At 34.4% G+C, this 20,267-nt stretch carries 18 protein-coding genes; 7 read left to right on the plus strand and 11 right to left on the minus strand.

The features are described from left to right. Positions 1 to 92 precede the first annotated feature (92 nt). The 6 genes from PHP31_01705 to PHP31_01730 form a co-directional block, all read right to left on the minus strand. A complete protein-coding gene (locus PHP31_01705; GenBank protein ID MDD3737995.1) occupies positions 93 to 821 on the minus strand; it encodes a DUF3784 domain-containing protein in 729 nt (242 codons plus the stop codon). 97 nt (positions 822 to 918) lie between these two features. Then, entirely contained in the window at positions 919 to 2,208 is a 1,290-nt protein-coding gene (locus PHP31_01710; protein ID MDD3737996.1) for an MFS transporter, read from the minus strand. Positions 2,209 to 2,237: 29 nt separating this feature from the next. After that, positions 2,238 to 3,809, minus strand: a complete 1,572-nt coding sequence (locus tag PHP31_01715) for a PQQ-binding-like beta-propeller repeat protein (GenBank protein ID MDD3737997.1) — start codon at positions 3,807 to 3,809, stop codon at positions 2,238 to 2,240. A gap of 166 nt (positions 3,810 to 3,975) precedes the next feature. Next, entirely contained in the window at positions 3,976 to 4,590 is a 615-nt protein-coding gene (locus PHP31_01720) for a hypothetical protein (GenBank protein MDD3737998.1), read from the minus strand. Positions 4,591 to 4,711: 121 nt separating this feature from the next. Continuing rightward, complete coding sequence (locus tag PHP31_01725) at positions 4,712 to 5,569, minus strand: T9SS type A sorting domain-containing protein (GenBank protein MDD3737999.1); 858 nt, start codon at positions 5,567 to 5,569, stop codon at positions 4,712 to 4,714. 164 nt (positions 5,570 to 5,733) lie between these two features. Beyond that, positions 5,734 to 6,594 (minus strand): T9SS type A sorting domain-containing protein, encoded by an 861-nt coding sequence (locus tag PHP31_01730; protein MDD3738000.1) that lies wholly within the window; start codon positions 6,592 to 6,594, stop codon positions 5,734 to 5,736. A gap of 195 nt (positions 6,595 to 6,789) precedes the next feature. Here PHP31_01730 and trmD point away from each other — a divergent pair, with 195 nt between their 5' ends. The 4 genes from trmD to PHP31_01750 all read left to right on the plus strand — a co-directional run bounded on the left by trmD (position 6,790) and on the right by PHP31_01750 (position 11,018). Next, the gene (gene trmD / locus PHP31_01735; protein ID MDD3738001.1) at positions 6,790 to 7,464 is read left to right on the plus strand and encodes a tRNA (guanosine(37)-N1)-methyltransferase TrmD; all 675 of its coding nucleotides are present in this window, start codon (positions 6,790 to 6,792) and stop codon (positions 7,462 to 7,464) included. 117 nt (positions 7,465 to 7,581) lie between these two features. Next, positions 7,582 to 8,607 (plus strand): Wzz/FepE/Etk N-terminal domain-containing protein, encoded by a 1,026-nt coding sequence (locus PHP31_01740; protein ID MDD3738002.1) that lies wholly within the window; start codon positions 7,582 to 7,584, stop codon positions 8,605 to 8,607. 18 nt (positions 8,608 to 8,625) lie between these two features. Continuing rightward, positions 8,626 to 9,594, plus strand: a complete 969-nt coding sequence (locus PHP31_01745; GenBank protein MDD3738003.1) for a Wzz/FepE/Etk N-terminal domain-containing protein — start codon at positions 8,626 to 8,628, stop codon at positions 9,592 to 9,594. A gap of 2 nt (positions 9,595 to 9,596) precedes the next feature. Beyond that, positions 9,597 to 11,018, plus strand: a complete 1,422-nt coding sequence (locus PHP31_01750) for an O-antigen ligase family protein (protein MDD3738004.1) — start codon at positions 9,597 to 9,599, stop codon at positions 11,016 to 11,018. Between the two features lie 68 nt (positions 11,019 to 11,086). On the opposite strand, the gene coaA is transcribed toward PHP31_01750, so the two are convergent. Next, positions 11,087 to 12,037 (minus strand): type I pantothenate kinase, encoded by a 951-nt coding sequence (gene coaA, locus PHP31_01755; GenBank protein ID MDD3738005.1) that lies wholly within the window; start codon positions 12,035 to 12,037, stop codon positions 11,087 to 11,089. A gap of 224 nt (positions 12,038 to 12,261) precedes the next feature. On the opposite strand from coaA, the gene PHP31_01760 reads away from it, so the two are divergent. Continuing rightward, positions 12,262 to 13,158 (plus strand): DUF488 family protein, encoded by an 897-nt coding sequence (locus PHP31_01760; GenBank protein ID MDD3738006.1) that lies wholly within the window; start codon positions 12,262 to 12,264, stop codon positions 13,156 to 13,158. A 4-nt stretch (positions 13,159 to 13,162) separates the two neighbouring features. Then, complete coding sequence (locus PHP31_01765) at positions 13,163 to 13,996, plus strand: hypothetical protein (GenBank protein MDD3738007.1); 834 nt, start codon at positions 13,163 to 13,165, stop codon at positions 13,994 to 13,996. Positions 13,997 to 14,007: 11 nt separating this feature from the next. On the opposite strand, the gene PHP31_01770 is transcribed toward PHP31_01765, so the two are convergent. Then, positions 14,008 to 14,238, minus strand: a complete 231-nt coding sequence (locus tag PHP31_01770) for a hypothetical protein (protein ID MDD3738008.1) — start codon at positions 14,236 to 14,238, stop codon at positions 14,008 to 14,010. A gap of 467 nt (positions 14,239 to 14,705) precedes the next feature. After that, positions 14,706 to 16,103 carry a tRNA uridine-5-carboxymethylaminomethyl(34) synthesis GTPase MnmE gene (gene mnmE / locus PHP31_01775; protein ID MDD3738009.1) on the minus strand — a complete coding sequence of 466 codons (1,398 nt, stop codon included), beginning with the start codon at positions 16,101 to 16,103 and terminating at the stop codon, positions 14,706 to 14,708. Between the two features lie 199 nt (positions 16,104 to 16,302). Here mnmE and PHP31_01780 point away from each other — a divergent pair, with 199 nt between their 5' ends. Next, positions 16,303 to 17,292 carry an OmpA family protein gene (locus PHP31_01780; GenBank protein ID MDD3738010.1) on the plus strand — a complete coding sequence of 330 codons (990 nt, stop codon included), beginning with the start codon at positions 16,303 to 16,305 and terminating at the stop codon, positions 17,290 to 17,292. Here PHP31_01780 and aat read toward each other — a convergent pair whose 3' ends face one another. Then, the gene (aat, locus tag PHP31_01785; GenBank protein ID MDD3738011.1) at positions 17,293 to 17,952 is read right to left on the minus strand and encodes a leucyl/phenylalanyl-tRNA--protein transferase; all 660 of its coding nucleotides are present in this window, start codon (positions 17,950 to 17,952) and stop codon (positions 17,293 to 17,295) included. Positions 17,953 to 18,007: 55 nt separating this feature from the next. Next, complete coding sequence (locus PHP31_01790; protein ID MDD3738012.1) at positions 18,008 to 19,597, minus strand: hypothetical protein; 1,590 nt, start codon at positions 19,595 to 19,597, stop codon at positions 18,008 to 18,010. Positions 19,598 to 20,267: the final 670 nt, after the last annotated feature.

Genomic DNA, 20,267 nt, shown 5'->3' on the forward strand with positions numbered 1-20,267 from the left:
TACTCAACAAATGTACAATATTCGTAAATGCAAAACATTTTCTCGGACAATTATTTTTTTACCACAACCATTTTACCACGTATTGTGCACTTTTATTTATCAATCATTGTTTTGATCTTGTTGTAGGTAATTTCCGTTTCGGTTTTATCTTTGAAATTGATGATGATTTTATCATCGTTATTTTTGGTTATTATCAGATATGGCGGTAAATCGGAATGGACTAACAGTCTGCTTTTGCCGAATTTATCAAGGGTGAATATTCCCTTTTTTGCACTACCATAACTAAATCCATTACTACGTACTTTAATTTTCGGTAATTGGTCGGAAAGTTCGATGTTTTCAATCTCGCCAATATTTATTTCAAATCCGTACATTCCCGAAAATCTGATTGTATCATTATTGTATATCAGCTTTGAAGTGCTACATCCGTAAACTAATAGTCCAATTGCGAATGAAAGCACCAATACATTAATAACGACAATAAAATATACCGACATGGTATTCTTACTCTTGTTGTGGTCGAATTTCTGAGCTTTAATAATCATAATTGATACTCCAACTAAAATTGCTATCAATACTATTGAATTGGCAATAATTTCTAAACCAATCAGCTTAAAAATAAAATATCCGATTATGATTGATAGACCTATAACGATAAATCCATTGCGCATAAATGTCGATAAGCCGTCAATATCAACATTTTCCTTCTTTTCTTTCGGCATGGTGTTATATCCGGCAATTAAATTAGGCATGGATTTAATTAGAAATCCTAAACCTATCATTAATATTCCGATTATAAAACTAAATATTATGTAAAACATTGTTTATCAGCTTATTACAACTATGACTTACGTTTGATTTACGAAACAAATGTAAAATATTTTCTAAAATAACTATCTTTTTTATTGCTTTAAGTTGTTAAACAGTTTGTTGGTCAGCGTTGCTTTTTCTTTGTTTTTTCTTATTTACCACCACAAAAATTATCATCAGAATTGTAGCTATAAAAGCCATGATAGAGCCAAAATAAAACGGTGCATTGGAATTGACGTTGTCGTATAACAAGCCTGCTATTAAACTTGCCGGAAGAAGCGTAATTCCGAGTACAGCGTGATATAAGCCGTAACCTGTGCCTTTTAAGTCTTTACTTACTATATCCGAAATTAGAGCTTTTTGGCTTCCATCGACCAAGGCACTGTACAAGCCGTAAAAAACGAATAGAATTATAAAAACATTCAAACTGTTAAATCTGCCGAAAAAGTAATACACAATTGAATAAACAAGAAATCCGAGAATAATCATCACTTCGCGACCTTTTTTGTCGGATATTTTACCTATAGGTATTGCCAATAATACGGAAACAACATTAAAAATCATGTAAACAAAAGGTACGTACGACTTATTTATTCCGGTTTCGGCAGTTTTTACAAGTAATAACGCATCGGCGGAATTGCCAAGACTAAAAACGAACACAATTAGCAAGAAGAAATAAAACTTTTTAGGCAACTGATTTAAACGGAATTTGTTATTTGTTTCTTTTTTATCCGTTTTTACATCTTTAATGAAAACAGCAATGGTAATAACGCCCAATATTGCCGGAATAGTAGCAATAAGGAATATATTGGTATAGTTGAGCGGGAAAAAGTATAATAACAAAAAAGCTGTTAAAGGTCCAAGAATTGCTCCGCTATTATCCATTGCTTTATGAAACCCGAAGTTTTTACCTGCTTCGTTTTTAGCAACCGAGCCGCTGATAAGACTGTCGCGTGGTGCAGCTCTGAAGCCCTTACCTATTCTTTCGAAAAAACGTAAAAACAAGACTTGAATTGGAAATCTGACTAAAGCATAAATAGGAGTTATTATAGCGGTAAGTCCGTAGCCAATAAGCATAAACGGTTTGTTTTTTTTAATCCTATCACTCCAATATCCCGAAAAAGCTTTGACTAAAGCTGCAGTACTTTCTGCAATCCCTTCGATTAACGAAATTGAAGTCTTTGATGCACCAATAGACAGTAGGAACAGCGGCATCACGCTATATATCATTTTTGTAGATGTATCGGTAAAAAAACTGGTTAATCCGGTAAAAAAGACATTCCTCTGTAATCCGAGTATTTTTTTGTTTTCCATTATGGCATTTTGTTGATATTGTGAGGGTTTTAGTGTTACCTTAGGTTTTACCCTATGAGTACAAAACTCTGAAAAAGTACTCATTTTTTATATCGCTTGTTTTAGCACATAATTTATTCGCTATTAATCAAATTACTCAAATCTACCGCTATAAAACTCTTATCTTGAGTGTCGTACAATGTGTTTCCAATCATAAAAGCATTTGAAGTTACATCAATTTCAGCAATCCTTTGTCCTGTATTATTTATAACCAATGTTTTATTGTCTTTTGCAATAAACTTAAAATCCTTTATCCACAGGTAATAAATACTTAAATCGGTGTACTCTATTGTTTTTGAAATATTTAATTCGCTGTCGATGGTTAGTGTTTTACCCAAACTGGTGTGAACAAATATTTTGGTGGAATCGGATTGTGGAAGACTAATTAAATCTCCATTTTGATTTGTGATGAACACTTGATTGCCTACAAAATATTTTAGTTCTCCAACACTGTCTTTCGGGAAATCTTTTTCAATAATCAAATCCCCTGTTTCCATTGAATACTTTGAAATTCTGTTTTCAAACACTAAAAAGATTTCATCGTTTCGTATATTATAACTTAGAATAGGGTCGTTTTTCACATCTATCAATGAAAAGAATTTCTGTTCTCCAGACTGCCTATCAAATGCTGCTAAGAAAGGTTTGCCAAAATTTAATTGTCTGTAACCCATAAATGCCATTCCTCTATTAATCATAAATATTACGCTATCATTCATGAAGATAGTAGATTTACTTGCTAAGTCATCTGAAAATGGAGTCATCCAAATAGTTTCGCCTGATTGTTTGTCGATTTTTGCAAGTTGTTCTTTTGAAGCCAAATATATACTTGAGCTGTCAATTACAGCATTAGACACCAAATCTCTGACTAAATCGTATCCGGTGGACGTAACAAATGTGCCTGTGAGCAAGCCTAAGCCAACTCCAGCCACATTTTTGGCAATCGTTCCTGTGTAATCTTTTTTTCCGGTAATCGTATTGTAATCCCAGCCCTTTCCCGTTTTTATATTAATTGAATGTAATCCGGCAGCGACAACAATAAAAGTTGAATCGTTTATATAAAAAAAATCGTTCCAACCATAATCTCTATTTAAATATCTATTCCAAAGTACGTTACCGTTTTTTAAGTCAATCCCTTCCAATTCATTTGTAAATCCGGTCGAGTTTTTGAATGAGCTTTTGAATTTATATCCGAAGCCGATATTATCAATTGGGTCAACAAAGTATATTTGGTTTTTAACTTCCCAAATTTCTTTTCCAGTGTTGATATCAAGACAAAAACTCTTATTGCCTGAAGTATAAATCATTGTTTTGCTGAACTGCTGTAAACTGCTTAATTGGTAAGCAATCCTTTTGCTCCATAACACCTTTTGATTTTTAATGTCGTACTGGACGATGTTTCCTTTGTTATCGAGCCATTTCCCATTTTTGCTTAACCCTCTTAATTGAGCCGTCAAAAATCCCGTTGTTGTATCAAAAAATGTTTCATGAATCCTATTAGGAAACACATATTCAATTCCTTTAATGGCAGAGCCATCGACAAGGCTTTTTCCCATTATTTTCTCATTGGTTAATACTTGGATTTTATTTCTTTGACTAAATCCTGTAATCGAAATTAAAAGTAAAATCCCTAATACTATTTTTCTCATAATCATCTATTTAACTGCGGCTGGTATTCTTTTTTGTTACTTAACAAAAGTACATTATTTACTAATGTAAGATACACTTGGTAAAAATTATTTTTTTGATAGATATAGGAAACAGATGTGGCGTAACTTTTGAGCTACCGTAAAATGTAATTTTTGAAAGTAGTCGTTATTTTATAACCCACAGATTTCCGTTTGATAACTTTAGTCCGATTATGCCTTGCGATTTTGTATAATACAAAGTATCGGCATGCAATCTTTCGGGATTATAACAATGACCAGGGAGCGTAAACACATTATAAAATGTTTTTTGTCTGAGTTTTAAAGAATCTAAGAAAACACCATTTTCAATTGCCTTTTCTTCCATTGCATTAACGGGTAAACGCATGAAACTTGTGGCGGTGAACCGATCTTCATAATAATTCCATGTAAAATGAATCTCAGGAGTTTCTTTTTTTTCGGTACTTAAATCAAAATGATTAGAAATAATGACTTGTAAATCAGACTGCTTATACCAACTTTCAAAATATGTGTAGCTGTGTTCTATCTTGTAATAATCGCAACAAAAGCCACCATCACATTCTTCTATCACTTGGGTGTTAATCTTTCTGTTACCATTATCATAAATGATTGGATATCCATTATTGTCGATAAAAGTTAAAGTTTCGTGTCCACTGTAAGGGTCAACGGCTAATTCGTCTTCAGTAAGCGGTATTACTGCAATTAGCGACCCACAACAAGACGATAATAACAAGAATAATAGTAAGTAAATTGAGTTTTTCATTTTATGTGTGATTTATAATTTCCGATGATATATTTTTCACAACAAATGTAAAACATTCGTGGATATAAAACGTATTAAGAAATAATTATTTCTTGATTAATTAAACTCTCATTATCACTACCTACTGCTTTACCACTTTAAAAATCTTAACCGACTTATTAGCAGAATATACTTTAAGTACGTAAATCCCTCTTTCATAATCCATCAGATTAATATTTTGCGATGTCGTTTCAAGTATTTTCTGTCCGTTTATTGTAAACAGTTCTGCTTTGGAAATTTGCGGAGCATTTATTCTGATAAAATTGTTAGTTGGATTAGGCGATACGGTTATAGTGCTGCTTTCAGGTTCTTTAATATCTGTAATTTCCCAACAAGTGCCGGGGTTAGTGTAACCATCTCCGTATAGCGAAAATATTGTATCGTTCACAGAAAAGCAAGTTAATTTATACTTAAAACCACCTATAGGGATTTCCGTATATAGCAATCCTTGCAATGACCCAACACCTTCGACGAAATCGAAATAGTTATTGCCAAAGAGTCTAATCTTCTTACGATATGTGTCACCAATAAGTATGTATTCAGCTTGTACAACTTGGGCTGTTATATATCGGAAATTATTACTGAAATAAGTATTTGTCATTAGCATAGTGTCGCCGGGTTCGAGATTGTAATTGTAAAGCAAAAATTCGGTTGTGTCGTACGGCGAATCGCTTGAATACTTGCAGTAAACAAGTCCGTTGTCTTCGCGAATAAAGCATGTGGCTTTTTCGTATCTGGTAATGATAGTATATTGTTGTCCATTAATTGTAGTATCGCCATCGGTTTTAGCAAACTCGAAGAAATAAGTCGGAGTGGAAAAATCCATATTTTTTGATACTACTTCCCAAGTCGTATTCTCCGTTGGAAACGGAATAGGATTCTGAGCATTTGTCAGAATAAGGGAAAAAACAAAAAACGTAATTAAAGCTAATTTTTTCATAATGTAGTGTTTTTAATTGGTTTGTTTATTCTCTTGTCTTTTAGTGAGTTTTATATCTCATAAAAAAGTATTTGTCCAACAAATATATAAAATCCCTAAATACAAAACGTATTCTAAAAAGTTTATTTCTTAATCAAGCTCTTTTTGGCGTTACCGTTGTGTTATTATTGCTTTACTATTTTAAAAAATTTAACCGACTTGTCAGTAGAATACACTTTCAGCACATAAATTCCACTTTCATATCCCATCAAATTAATATTTTGCGATTCAGTTTCAAGCACTTTCTGACCGTTTAACGTAAATAATTCGGCTTTTAAAATTTGCGGAGCATCTATTCTGATAAAATTGTTGGTTGGATTAGGAGATACAGTTATAGCGATGCTTTCAGGCTCCTTAGTATCTAAAAATTTCCAACAATTGCCTGAGCTAGTTGCTCCATCTCCGCTTAAAGAAAATATTGTATCGTTTGTAGAAAAGCAAGTTAAAAATGAAGCCCATTCTGTAGAAGGTAGCTCCTGATACAATAAACCTTGCATAGACCCAATACCTTCAACGAAAGTGATTTCATTCCAGCCTGAAAAGACGATTTTTTTATGATATTTATCCCCTACAAGCACTAAGTCAACACTTTCAACGCGTATTGTCTCGTAGTACATCTGACCATCGAATGCTACAACAATTTGCATATCATCGCCAACTTGAAGATTAAAATTGTAGAGCAAAAATTCGGTTGTATCGTACGGCGAACTGCTTGAATACTTGCAGTAAACAAGTCCGTTGTCCTGACGAATAAAGCAAGTTGGGTAATTGAGTCTGGTAATGACGGTGTACTGCTTTCCGTTTATTATAGTATCGCCGTCTGTTTTAGCAAATTCGTAGTAGGTAATCTGGGGGTCAAACCCACCACTCCAGTACTCTCTTTCTGTTCTCCAAGTCGTATTTTCTGTTGGAAATGGAATATAATTCTGAGCATTTGCTAGAATAAGGGAAAAAACAAAAAGAGTGATTAAAGCTAATTTTTTCATAATGTAGTGTTTTTATTGGTTTGTTTATTCTGTAGTCTTTTAATGAGTTTTATATCTCATAAAAAAGAATTTGTCCAACAAATATACAAAATACCCAAATACAACCACCTCCCCAAACAATTATTTTTCAAATAAACCCAAGTGTAATATTTTATTAATTTTGCTAACAATATTTACAACAATATTGTTTTAAACATGCGTATTGATATTATAAGCATATTTCCCGAAATGTTTGTCGGTTTTTTGGAGCAATCTATTATAAAGAGAAGCATAGACAAAGGTATAGCCGAAATTTACGTTCATAATCTGCGCGACTACTCCAAAAATAAACATCGCAAAGTTGACGATTACGCTTTTGGTGGCGAAGCCGGTATGGTTATGATGATTCAGCCCATAGCCGATTGCATAAATTCCTTAACTAAAGATAGAGTTTACGACGAAATTATTTTTTTAACTCCCGACGGCGAACTTTTTGAACAAAAAACCGCAAATGAACTCTCGTGTAAGCAAAATCTTATTCTGCTTTGCGGTCATTACAAAGGCGTTGATAACAGAGTAAGAGAACATCTGATTACAAGAGAAATATCGGTTGGAAACTACGTGCTAACAGGCGGTGAAATTGCCGCTGCTGTAGTTACCGATGCCGTTATAAGACTTATCCCGGGCGTTTTATCCGACGAGACTTCGGCTCTCAGCGATTCGTTTCAAAACGGACTTTTATCGCATCCGGTTTATACTCGCCCCGCCGATTATAACGGCTGGAAAGTGCCTGAAGTTTTAGTTTCGGGAAACGAAAAACTTATAAACGAATGGAAATTGGAACAGGCAATTAAAAACACCGAAGCCAACAGACCCGACATGCTCGAATAATTTTTTAGTTGGTACAATTATCAGATAATATTTTCGTTATTAAGTAAGATTAAATTAAAATTAATGATTAAGTATATTTTATATACTTTTGCAACAAATTAACAAATAGCTTTATAAATGAGACAAACCGAGAAAGCTTTTTTCAAGATTATTAAAAAATGGTTGAAACCGCTTTTAATTATTTTTATTTCTACCGTTTTGTTGGTATTGTTTGTTAGTTCGCCTATTATCACTACTCCACTCTACGAATCGTCGGTTGTGCTTTATCCTTCGGCAACAAATTCCATTTCAAAAGTGTTGCTCAACGAAGCAAATCTTACTAAGCAAGACGTTTTGACCTTCGGACAAGATGAGCAAACCGAACAAATGATGCAGGTTTTGCAATCGAACACAATTAGAGAAAAGGTAATAAACAATTTTAATCTTGTTGAGCATTATAAAATCCGCGAAAACTCAAAGTATTTTTACACCAAGCTGTATAACAAATTTAAGTCGAATGTAAAGGTAAGACGAACAAGGTACTCGGCTATTGAAATAAGAGTTACCGACAGAGACCCGCAAATGGCTGCCGATATTGCCAACAATATTGCCGAACTCGTCGATACCGTTTACTTTGAAATGCAACAAAAGCGTGCCGTTCAGGGCTTGAATATTGTCGAACAATCTTATAATTCGTTGGTTGCCGAAGTTAACCAAATGAACGATTCCTTGTCGTTTATACGCTCAAAGGGCGTTAACGACTACGAAACTCAGTCGGAAATGGTTAATCAGGAAATGGCAAAAGCCATTGCTAACAATAACCAAAATGCTGTAAGAGCTTTGAAAAAGCAATTAGACACCATTGCAAAGTACGGCGGTGCTTATGTTTCGCTACGCGATGCATTGGAATACAAACAAGAACAACTTAGCTTGTTAAAAAAGCGCTACGAAGATGCCAAAGTTGACGCAAATCAGGCAATTTCGCAAACTTTTATAGTTGAAAAAGCATACAAAGCCGAAAAGAAAGCATATCCCAACACATGGCTAAATCTGTGTGTGATTACCTTTTTCGTTATGTTTTTTGCCGTAGTGGTAATACTTTTTATAGAAAAATATTCGTCGACAAAACATAACCAAACACCAAACCCTAACACTTTAAATTGACACATAAATAATTCCAATATGACCTCAACTCAAAAAAATCAGACCTTCGACAATATAAGTTTTTTGAAAATTCTTATAAAATGGAAGTGGCAATTAATTATTGTAAGCGTTGTTGCTTTGCTTGCTGGAGCTATAGCCGCAAACTTTATTATCAAACCTAAATTCAAATCTACTTGTTTGGTTTATCCTTCAAACGTGCAGCCATACTCCGATGAGAGCGAGACCGAACAGTTAGTTCAGTGGATGAAAGCCGGACTCGTCCAGGAAGGCGTAATTAAAGACCTTGACCTTGGCAATCATTACGGAATTTCGAAAGACTACAAATACTACCAATCGACAGTTGATTATTTGTACAACAAAAATGTTAAAATTGGGAAAACAATGTTTGAAAGTGTTGAAATTTCGGTTACCGACAAAGACCCGGTTATGGCGTACAATATCGTTAACAAGATAATTGAACACTCAAACAGAGTTATTCTTAATGCGCAGGCTATTAAGTTTAAAGAAGTATCCGACGCCTACGAAGAAGCCATTGCAGAAAAAAAAGAAGAAATTCAAAAAGTTAAAGATGAATTTGGCGAGATTTCAAAAGAATACTACCTTTTCAATTTGGAAAGTCAGGGCAGAGAATTTACTCGTGGCTTGCTTAGGGGTTCAAACAACACCGAAAACTTTAACAAAATGAAGAAAGGTGTTGAAGAAAAAAGTAGCGATGTTGCTTATTTGTACTACCGTTTTGAAAACTTGGATTTGGAACTTAGCGAACTTATTCAAAAATACGACCAAGCCAGAGTTGACTTCAAACGTCCTTTCTCGTTTAGCAATATAATTTCAGATCCTCAAATTGCCGACAAAAGGTATTTTCCTAAAACGGTTTTCATAATGTTTTACTTCTTTGTTGCCTCATTTGCCCTTGCTATGTGCGTGATTTTGGCTTGGGAGTATAGACAAAAATTCATTAACGCTGTAAAAGAAAACGATAATTAGTATTGAAACCCAATTTAAAAAATACAATATTCTACACTGTTACATTTTTGTTTATCTTACTAAACTTGTATTTAGTGTATAAAAACATGTACTACGGTATTTTGTTGCCTGTAGGACTTGTTGTCTTGTATTTCTTCTTCTTCAAATTCGATATTATTTATCTGCTTATTGCGTTTGCTACACCTCTTTCCATAAATTTACTGAGTGCTAGTACCGGTAATAATTTGTCGCTACCAAGCGAACTACTTCTTATTGGTGCAACAGCCTTTGTTATTTTTCATGCTATTCTGAGCAAAGAAGAAAACGTACCGCAAATTGCAAACCACAATGTAAGTAAGGTGATTTATTTTTATTTGGGTTGGATTTTTATTACTGCTTGTACCTCGCAATTGCCTTTGGTTTCGTTTAAGGCTCTTGCATCAACTTTGTGGTTTGTTATTCCCTTGTATTTTGGCGGCTTGTTTTACTTTCAGAAGAAAAACAATATTCGCTACTTCCTGTGGGCTCATACAATTGCATTGATAATTGTAGTGTTTTATACCCTGTATGTTCACGGCTCGCATGGTTTTAGCAAGGAAGTCGGGCATTGGGCTATGTCGCCATTTTACAACGACCATACGGCATACGGGGCGATTTTGGCACTGTTCATACCCGTTGTTTTTGCTTTCCTTTTCGACAAAAACAGCTCTAAACTCGAAAAGTTTTTTGCATTAGTTGCAGGTTCTATTTTGGTTGTAGCATTTTATTTATCGTATAGTCGAGCTGCATGGGTAAGTCTTATTGCCGCTATTGGCGTATTTGCGATAGTTATTTTCAGAATAAAATTCCGTTGGGTGCTTGTTATCTTTGTTTCATTGGCGGCACTATTTTATGTTTATCAGTTTCAGATACTCGATAAAATGCAGAAAAACAAATATGATTCTTCTGATAATTTTACCGAACACGTTCGCTCTATTTCAAATATATCGTCAGATGCCTCCAATCTAGAACGTATAAACAGATGGCAGGCAGCAATAAGCATGTTTAAAGAGAAGCCTTTGTTTGGTTTCGGACCCGGAACCTATCAGTTTGAATACGCACCGTACCAAAGAAGTATGGACAAAACCATAATCAGCACCAACTTTGGAAACATGGGAAATGCCCATAGCGAATATCTTGGTCCATTGTCCGAACAGGGATTATTGGGTCTTGTAAGTTTTACGCTACTTGCCATTTTTTCGCTGATAACAGGCTTTAGAGTATATAAAAAATCTGAAAACCAATCCGATAAGGTTATTGCGTTAGGAATATCATTAGGGCTAATTACGTACTTTGTACACGGATTTTTAAATAACTTTTTAGATACCGACAAATTAAGCGTACCGTTCTGGTCGTTGATATCTATTTTGGTAGCGTTGGATATTAAGAGAAAGGCAGAAGTATAGAGTTAGGAGTTAGGAGTTAGGAGTTAGGAGAGACTCAGAACTCAGAACTCAGAACTCAGAACTCGAAACTAATTCTTCCTTACCTTAATGCTCCTAGTAAAGTGTTTCGAGCTTTTTTCAATTATCAGGTCAGCTCTTAGTCTTGTTGGAAGAATATTATCGACTAAGTTGGGCAGGTTAATTTCTTCCCACACCTGAGTCGCAAATTCTAGCAGGTCATCTTTATTCCAATCGCAATACTGATGAAAATACGAATCGGGATTGGTAAAGGCTGTCTTTTGAAGTGTAAAAAAGCGATCTAAAAACCACTGACGTATATCTTTTTCGTTGGCATCCACGTAAATTGAGAAATCGAAAAAATCGGAAACGAATATCCTTCTTTTTTTACTATTTGGCGAGACTTGCAAAACGTTTATTCCTTCAACTATCAATATATCCGGATTGTCAATTATCGTTTTTTCGTTGGGAATAATATCGTAATAAAGATGAGAATACGCGGGAACCTCCAATTTATCATGGCAAGATTTGGCATCCGAAAGAAAAGAAATTAGTTTTTTAGTATCATAACTTTCGGGAAAACCTTTTCTATTAAGAATACCTCTTGTTTCAAGCTCCTGGTTGCTATATAAAAATCCGTCTGTAGTAACAAGTTCCACCTTGGGTTTACATGGTGTTAGCGAAAGTAATTTTTGCAAAACACGTGCAATCGTGCTTTTACCAACGGCAACACTACCGGCAATACCGATTATATAAGGCACTTTTTTACTCTTATTTCCAAAAAACTCATCTTGCTCTTCGTGAAGTTGTCGGTAATGCGTAATTTGAATTTCCAAAAAACTGACCAAAGGAATGTAAACTTCTTCAATCTCTTTTATGTCAAGCGGTTCGTTTAAACCTCTAAGCTGCGAAAGATTGATATCGCTTATCGGATATTTCGGATGCTCCTCTAACCTACTCCATTCCTTACGAGTGAAATTCCTAAACGGCGAATGTGTAGCTAAGTAAGTGTTTTTATTCATGTTTTGTGTTTGATAACCTTAAAACTTTTCGGCAAAATTATAAAAAATACATTTTATATGCCTGATTTCTATGCTGATTAAATGGTAGAGAGATGTGTTTTATATAAAAACAGATAACTATGAAAAACTAACAATAGCTATAATAGTGGAAAAAGTATGGTTAAATGTGATAATAAAATTATAATTAATGTATTATAAATATTTTTGTATTTTTGTGATAAAGTATGTATTACAGAAGAAAAATTATATTAGCTATGTTGAGTGAGTTTGGCGGAAAACTAACTGCCAAACAGTTTCAAAAATATTTATTTTTGTTCACTCGCAAACAGGAAACAAGATCTTTTGATTTTGTACCGTATCGCTATGGCTGTTTTTCTTTTCAAGCCAATCAAGACTTAGTAACGCTCACAAAATATGGTTATTGTAAAATAACAGAAACAGAAGATGGCAGGTTTTATGAACTAACAAATGATGAAGGATTTATTGACGCGATTAAACCTGAAGATAGAAAAAGTCTTTTTGATGTAAAAGCAGAATTCGGTAATCTCATGCAAAATGACCTGATTGTTTATACCTACCGTAAATATCCATATTACGCTACAAAAAGTATTATTGCAAAAGAATTACTAAGCAGTAAAGAATTGGACACGATTGAACAACAAAAGCGGCATTTTGCCGAAAAACAACTTTTTACTATAGGTTACGAAGGAATTACTCTTGAAACGTACATAAACAAGTTGATAATTAATGGAGTTAATGTGCTTTGCGATGTTAGGAAAAATGCTTTTAGTCAAAAATACGGCTTTTCTAAAAAAACTCTTGAATTAGCTTGCAAAGGCACTGATATTGAATATGTTCACATTCCTGATTTAGGCATTGTTTCCGACAAAAGGCAAGAATTACGAACACAAGCAGATTATGACGCTCTATTTCGAGAATATGAAAAGACTACTTTGGTGGAAAATAAGGCTTCGCTTCTAGCTATTCGCATTTTTTTAGATAAAGGTAAACGAGTGGCTCTTACTTGTTTTGAAAAAGACCCAAAGCAGTGCCACCGTATATGTGTAGCGAATGCACTGATGCAATTACCTAAAATTGACTACAAATTAAAACACTTGTAGATTAATGGCTCAAACTCGCATACTTATAGCTGTAAAAACATATCCAACCCTATCTACTCATTACGATGAGTTGGTTTGCACAGCAGGTTTTAAAGAAGACGGTTCTTGGGTTCGTATCTACCCTATTCCATTCAGACAATTAAACTATACAGAACAATACAAGAAGTGGCAATGGATTGAAATGGATATTGTTCGCAACACAAAAGATTTTAGAAAAGAAAGTTATCGTCCTGCCGATTTAGATAAAGATATTATTATTGGTGGAACTGTTCCTACCACCAATAACTGGATGTATAGAAAGGAAATTGTTCTTAAAAATGTTTACACCGATATGTCGGCTTTGATTGAAGAGGCAAAAGACAAAAAAATTGGAACTTCCTTAGCCGTACTCAAACCGAAACAGGTAACAGACTTTGTGTGGAAACCATGTGAAAGGGAATGGGATAAGAAAAAACTTGACACTGTCGTTGCTAAACAAGCCCAAGGAAGTTTATTCTACAGTGAGGAGACCAAAAGAATATTCAAAGTAGCTAAGAAACTACCTTACAAGTTTTCTTACGTTTTTACTACCGAAGACAATAAAAAGCGCAGTCTAATGATTGAAGACTGGGAGTTGGGTGCTTTATTTTGGAATTGCTTAAAACAAACCAATGGTAATGAAGAATTAGCATGTCAAAAAGTAAAAGAGAAATATTTTGACTATATGGTAAATAAATGTGATTTATATTTCTTCCTTGGCACTACTAAAACCAATCATTTTAGAGCACGAAACCCTTTCATTATAATTGGCGTTTTTTATCCTCCAAAGGAAGATAAAACACAGCTTTCGCTGTTTTGAAATATTAATTTTTAATTCATTCTTTCTTTAACAAAACTACTAACTGTGAGCCTATGTACGCCAAGTATGCGACCTATAGCACTGTACGAAACTCTCTTGTCAAGCAGTTCATTTAAACCTCTGAGCTGCGAAAGATTAATATCGCTAATTGGATATTTCGGATGCTCCTCTAACCTACTCCATTCCTTGCGAGTAAAATTCCTAAACGGCGAATGTGTTGCTAAGTAAGTGTTTTTGTTCATGTTTTGTGTTTGATGACCTTAAAACTTTTCGGCAAAATTATAAAAAATACATTTTATATGCCTGATTTCTATGCTGATTAAATGGTAGAGAAATATTTTTGCATATATATAGCAGCTGTTTCAACAAATTATATGAGCAAAAAAGCCGAATTTTTACTCATATAATTTTTATCATGTCCAAAAAAAGAGATTTTGTGTACATACCACACTCGTCATGTCCAAAAAAAGCGATTTTGTGTACATATCAGATTTATCATGTCCAAAAAAAGCGATTTTGTGTACATATCAAATTCTTTACGTTAAGAAAAACCAATTTCCTTAACACGTTACAATTGTCATGTTAAAAAAATCTTTTTATTTTAACATATTATTTTTTCATGTCGAGAAAAGTCGTTTTTTTCGACACGTTATTTTTTCATGTCGAGAAAACTCAATTTTTTCGACACGTTATTTTAATAAGCAAAATCCTACTTCCCAATACAAAAATTGCTGAAAATAGAATTTAAAATATCTTCGGAGCTTATTTGTCCTGTTATTTCGGCTAAATAGTGCAAAGCTGCTTTTAAGTGTACCGAAACCAAATCGGTGGTAACGTTTTCATCAAATTCTTTTAATGCAGTGGACAAAGACTTGTTTGCTTTTATTATAGAATTATAGTGTCGTGCATTGCTAACTAAAAACGATGAGCTTAAATTGTACTTATCAACGTAACTTACCAAGCGTTCGGTTATTTGGTCAATATTTTCGTTTCTTTTTGCCGAAATATAAATTGTTTCCAAATCGCTAAGGTTGATAAACGGATTCGGAACTGTTGTCATTTCATCAATTTTATTGCCTATCATTATTAGCTGTTTATTTTCATCTAAATAAGGCTTAAGCTCTTCCAAAATTTGTGACAACTCATTTTGCGTTATCGTTGTTGCATCAAAAACATAAAGAATAATATTTGCTTCATTGAGCGTAACTAAGGTTTTCTCAATGCCTAAATTTTCAACAACATCATCTGTTTCGTCTCTTAATCCTGCCGTATCGAAAAATCGGAAAGCAATTCCTTTAATGTGCATTACATCTTGAATAACATCGCGGGTTGTTCCTGGAATATCGCTAACAATGGCTCTTTCTTCTTTTAGCAAAGCATTGAGCAAAGTCGATTTGCCAACATTAGGTTTTCCCACAATAGCAACAGGCACACCGTTTTTAAGCACATTGCCCATTTGAAAAGAATTTGCCAAGTCCGAAATTTCATCAATTATCTTATTTATAAGCGATTTAATTTGATTTCTGTCGGCAAAAGTTACGTCTTCTTCCGAAAAATCCAATTCTAATTCAATCAGCGAAACAAGATTAATAAGTTCTAATCTCAAATTATTTATGGTTGTAGAAAACCCACCTCTCATTTGTCGTATGGCATTCAGATGAGAATGCTTGTTGTCGGCATCAATTATATCTGCGACAGCTTCGGCTTGCGACAAATCCATTTTTCCATTCTGAAAAGCTCTGAAAGTAAACTCTCCAGGCATAGCCAAACGAGCTCCTTCTTGCAATAAAGCTTCCAAAATTCGTTGCTGTATGTAGGAAGAACCATGGCAACTAATCTCGGCAAGGTCTTCGCCTGTGTAGCTATTCGGACTTTTAAATATCGAAACTAAAACTTCATCTATAATCTCATCGCCATGGCGGAGAGTTCCAAAATGCAGAGTATGAGATTTTTGTTCAACAAGTTTTTTGTTGACATTTGTAGATGCAAAAATTTTATCAATAAGAAGTATTGAACCTTTGCCCGAAATCCGTATCACAGAAAGGGCTGCTTTGCCGTGAGCCGTTGCTACGGCGCATATTATATCGGAATTGTAGGCGTAAATCATGGCTTTTATTTTTTTGAGTTGCTGAAGGCAGAATTTTATGCAAACTTATAAAATAATGTATTTTATATGCAAATTTTTTGGATATAATGACTTGTATATTAAAAAAATGTTTTATATTTGTCTCGAAAACAACAAGTTGGCAATAATTTAAAAAAACTATAAAAACTAAATGAGTATAAACCTTTAAAATTTAAAAGTCATGAAAACAAAACCAAAAATTTTAATCGCACTTATTCTTATCACAACATTGTTTTCGATAAATTTATTTGCTCAACGGACAACTGATATTGAAAATGGTAAAGACCATCCATTAGTTAGTCGTTTTGATGGTGCTATAATCGAGTTTTACAAAGAAACAAAATGGGGAACTTATAAATTGCCTGTAAACGACAAAGGAGCTATTGATTGGGAAAACCCCATGAATTTGGAAGGAAAGGTTACCCGCATTCAGTATTCTACTTCAAGTGAGAATAATGCAGAATTTGTTTTACACAATTACAAATCAGCTCTTTCAAAAGCGGGTTATAAAATCTTAATAGCTGTAGCTAATGAAGAGTTAGGTGTATCCGACAGACCGCATACATGGACAGACAGGTACTACCGTTCAGGATTATATGGAAACGATGGGTTAAATAATGAAAAATTTGGAATTGGATTGAATTTTCCTATTTGGAAAAACAACCATTCGTTTATTGTTGCAAAAGGAAATAAGGAAGGAAAAAACATTTATGTAATTGTTTATTCGGTGGTTGACAATTATACGTTAATTACTCAAGATGTTGTTGAAATTGAAGCTGTTGAAACTGGAATGGTTACTGCCGAAAATATTTCGAAAGGAATTCAAACCGAAGGATATTTTGCTGTTTATGATATCTTTTTTGATGTAGGAAAATCTGAAGTAAAACCGGAATCTGCCGATGCATTGAAAACCATTGCCGAATACCTCAACGCCAATAAAACTCAAAAAGTTTTAATAGTCGGACATACGGATAATACGGGCAATTTTGATATGAATGTAAGTCTTTCAAAAGACCGAGCAAACGCAGTAATGGAAAAGCTAGTATCTGAATATGCTGTTGCAAGAGAGCAACTTAAACCTTATGGTGTAGGCTCTGTTTCTCCTGTAGCTAGCAATTCAACTGAAGAAGGTAGAGCCAAAAACAGACGTGTTGAGATAGTAGAACAATAATTATTGGTCTGCAGCTACTGCTTTTTCTAATAAATAAATATAATTCTTTCGGGTAATCATTTTTGCACCCAAACTTGCCAAATGGTCTGTATATGTTTGAGCATCAATGAAATGAAATTGCTTTTCCTTAAGCAATTCGATAAGATAGTACAAGGCTATTTTTGATGTATTAGACATTGTATGAAACATAGATTCGCCGCAAAAGGCTTTACCAACGACAACTCCATACAAACCGCCGACTAACTCATCGTTGTACCAAACTTCAACCGAGTGTGCATAACCTTTTTCGTGCAAGTTTACGTAGGCTTCCTGCAATTTTGGTGTAATCCATGTTCCCGATTCATGCTTGCGTTTCACATTTGCACAATTAAATATAACCTGCTGAAATGCCTTGTTGAATGTTACTTTAAAAATGTTCTTTTTAATCAGTAAACGCAATGATTTCGATACCTTGAAATCGTCTAAAAATAGCACCATTCTTTCGGGCAACGACCACCACAAAATATATTCATCATTTGTAAACCAAGGGAAAATGCCTTTGCTGTATGCTTCTACTAATCTTTTCACACTTAAATCGCCACCAACTGCAAGTAACCCATCTTCGTTGGCTTCTTCAACCGATGGAAACGGTATATCAGGATGGTCCAATAATATTACCATAACTACTCTACTTTTTGGTTGCGTTTAATTTCGATTATAAGACTCACAGTCGTTTTTAATATTCGTAGTAAAAGTTCCTCAAGTTTGTTCTAAATCCAATGCTAAACAAAAGGTTTTGCTTGTCGGTTAAATCGTTTTTTTGAGTGCGCCAAATAAGGCTTGCCTCAAGTTTCATATTGGTTTTTCTATTCAAAACGTAGGCAAGTCGGTAATCAATATAATTTACTTTGGTTTTAAGTCCCTGCCCTATATAATTCTCGTACTCAGATTTACGATTGGTATAAGGTAAAAGTAAATTTTGTCCGTAGCTTATGTCGCTGGTGTCGGCTCCGTACATTTGATGAATGTATTTTATAGAAGTCTGCCAATTTTTGTAAGAATACGAAGCTATGAACAGACCCTCTCTGAAATTAGCTCCCAATATGTGAGCAAGCGGTTGGTTTGCATGGCTAAACGACTGAACCGAAACGTTATGGGTATACGTATATGGTCGTGCTTGGTTATATTCGGCACGTGCATATAAATTGTTGATATTAAATATATTACCACCTTCAACTCCTAACTGAATACTATATTTATTACCATACCAACCATCATTTTTCATTAGGTTTCTTAAATGAAATTCGTCTAATAACAACTGCGCATAAACGTTATAATTATTTGAAATTGAATAAGATAAATTAGCCCCGATCATGTAATTATCAGGCGAACCAATTGCAAATTCAGCGGGTCGCAAAAATACTACAGGATTCAGGTAATGAAATTCAAAACCTCTGTGCCCTTCTTCACCGTTTCCATTTCCCCAGATAACAGCATCAAACAAACCTATATTTAATCTGTTGAAAAGCATAACTTGTAAAAAATGCATTGTGCTCCACTTGCGTTCGTAGCCGTATAATTTACTATAAGGCAAATTTAAAGCAGTGAATTGAGCGTACAAAACCGTATATTTTATTTTGCTGAAGTCGGCATCCAAACGTACGTAAGGATAATTATATGCAGCATCGGAAAGGATTAGTGAGCGATAGCCTTCGCCTATAAAGTTTTTCCCATATCCAACCGTAAAATAAATGCGTTTGTCGGGGATATACGTCAAGTATCCGCCGCTATTGTAATAGTCGTAACCATCAGTTTTAAAACGCTTGTAAGGACCTTGTCCGGGAATAACCTTCATTGAATCAGCGAAATGTTTTATCCATGATGGCTGAAACGATTGTGTTTCAAATATTTGACTGCTAAAAATCAGCTTGTTTTTATAGTTTCCGCTAATATCGATACCACGAGTGTTTCTCCATATTTTTTTATCGTATTGCCTTTCTTTTCCAATGGTAAAATCAAACAATGGGTCTACGCTTATTGTCAACCAATCGTTTTTGTAGTTGACAAGATGTTCGGCGAAAAGTTTTCTGTAAACAAAACATTTGTTACTAACATCCTCGTGATAAGAAAAAACATCGTCAACAAGCAACTCGCTACTATCAACCGACTGAATAAGAAAGGGTTTCATGCCCCATAACTGCCTCTGATTTGCCTGTAATTTCCCGAATTTAGCTTTTGAATACAAATCGTGGTTTAACGGTATGTACTGCGAGTATGCTGTTACAACAAATATGTTGATAATAAAAAGTAATAATATTCGCTTCATTGTGTGTGATTTTGCTACGTATTAATAAGTGCAAAAATAATATTTTTAGACATACTTGTGGAAATAAATTTGGCTGTTAGCCCCCGAAGTCTCGGGGCTGTTGGCTGTTGGCTTTTTTGTGATGGGTGATGGGGTGGAAAGTCCGAAGTTGGCTGTTAGCCGTTAGCTGTTAGCTGTTGGCTCATGGCTTTTATATTCCTAAGTTTCGGGATTGTATCTGATTTTGGCTTTATGGGTTTTATTCTTTCCTTCTTACTTTTTTCTTGATAAAAAAGTAACAAAAAATCAAGGCTGACATTTCTTTTCTGAATTGCGTTCTCATAAATCCTGAGCTTGTGCGGGTGATCTCCTCGCAGGCTCGGAGCTTCCCGCCCTCACTTGGGATTTATTTCGAACTCCATTCAGCAGAAATGTATGCCATACTTTTTAAAGCTAGATTTTTGGCTATTGATTTTCCTCACCACGACAGGTAATTTAAACGAAAAGAGCAAAGTTTATTGATTACTGAAAAGTTTAACAAAGTCGCAGACTCACGCTTGCTTTGCTTTAGTCAGCAGGATAAAACTTGCTTATTTAAAATCCTTTTTACGCAGAATATGTATAAAAGAAACGTTAAAAATTTCTGAATCCCTGTAAGAAATTTAGTTTCTTTTATACGGTTTTTATTGCC

The organism is Lentimicrobiaceae bacterium (genome assembly GCA_028697555.1).
In the GTDB taxonomy this organism is placed as follows: Bacteria; Bacteroidota; Bacteroidia; order Bacteroidales; family UBA4417; genus UBA4417.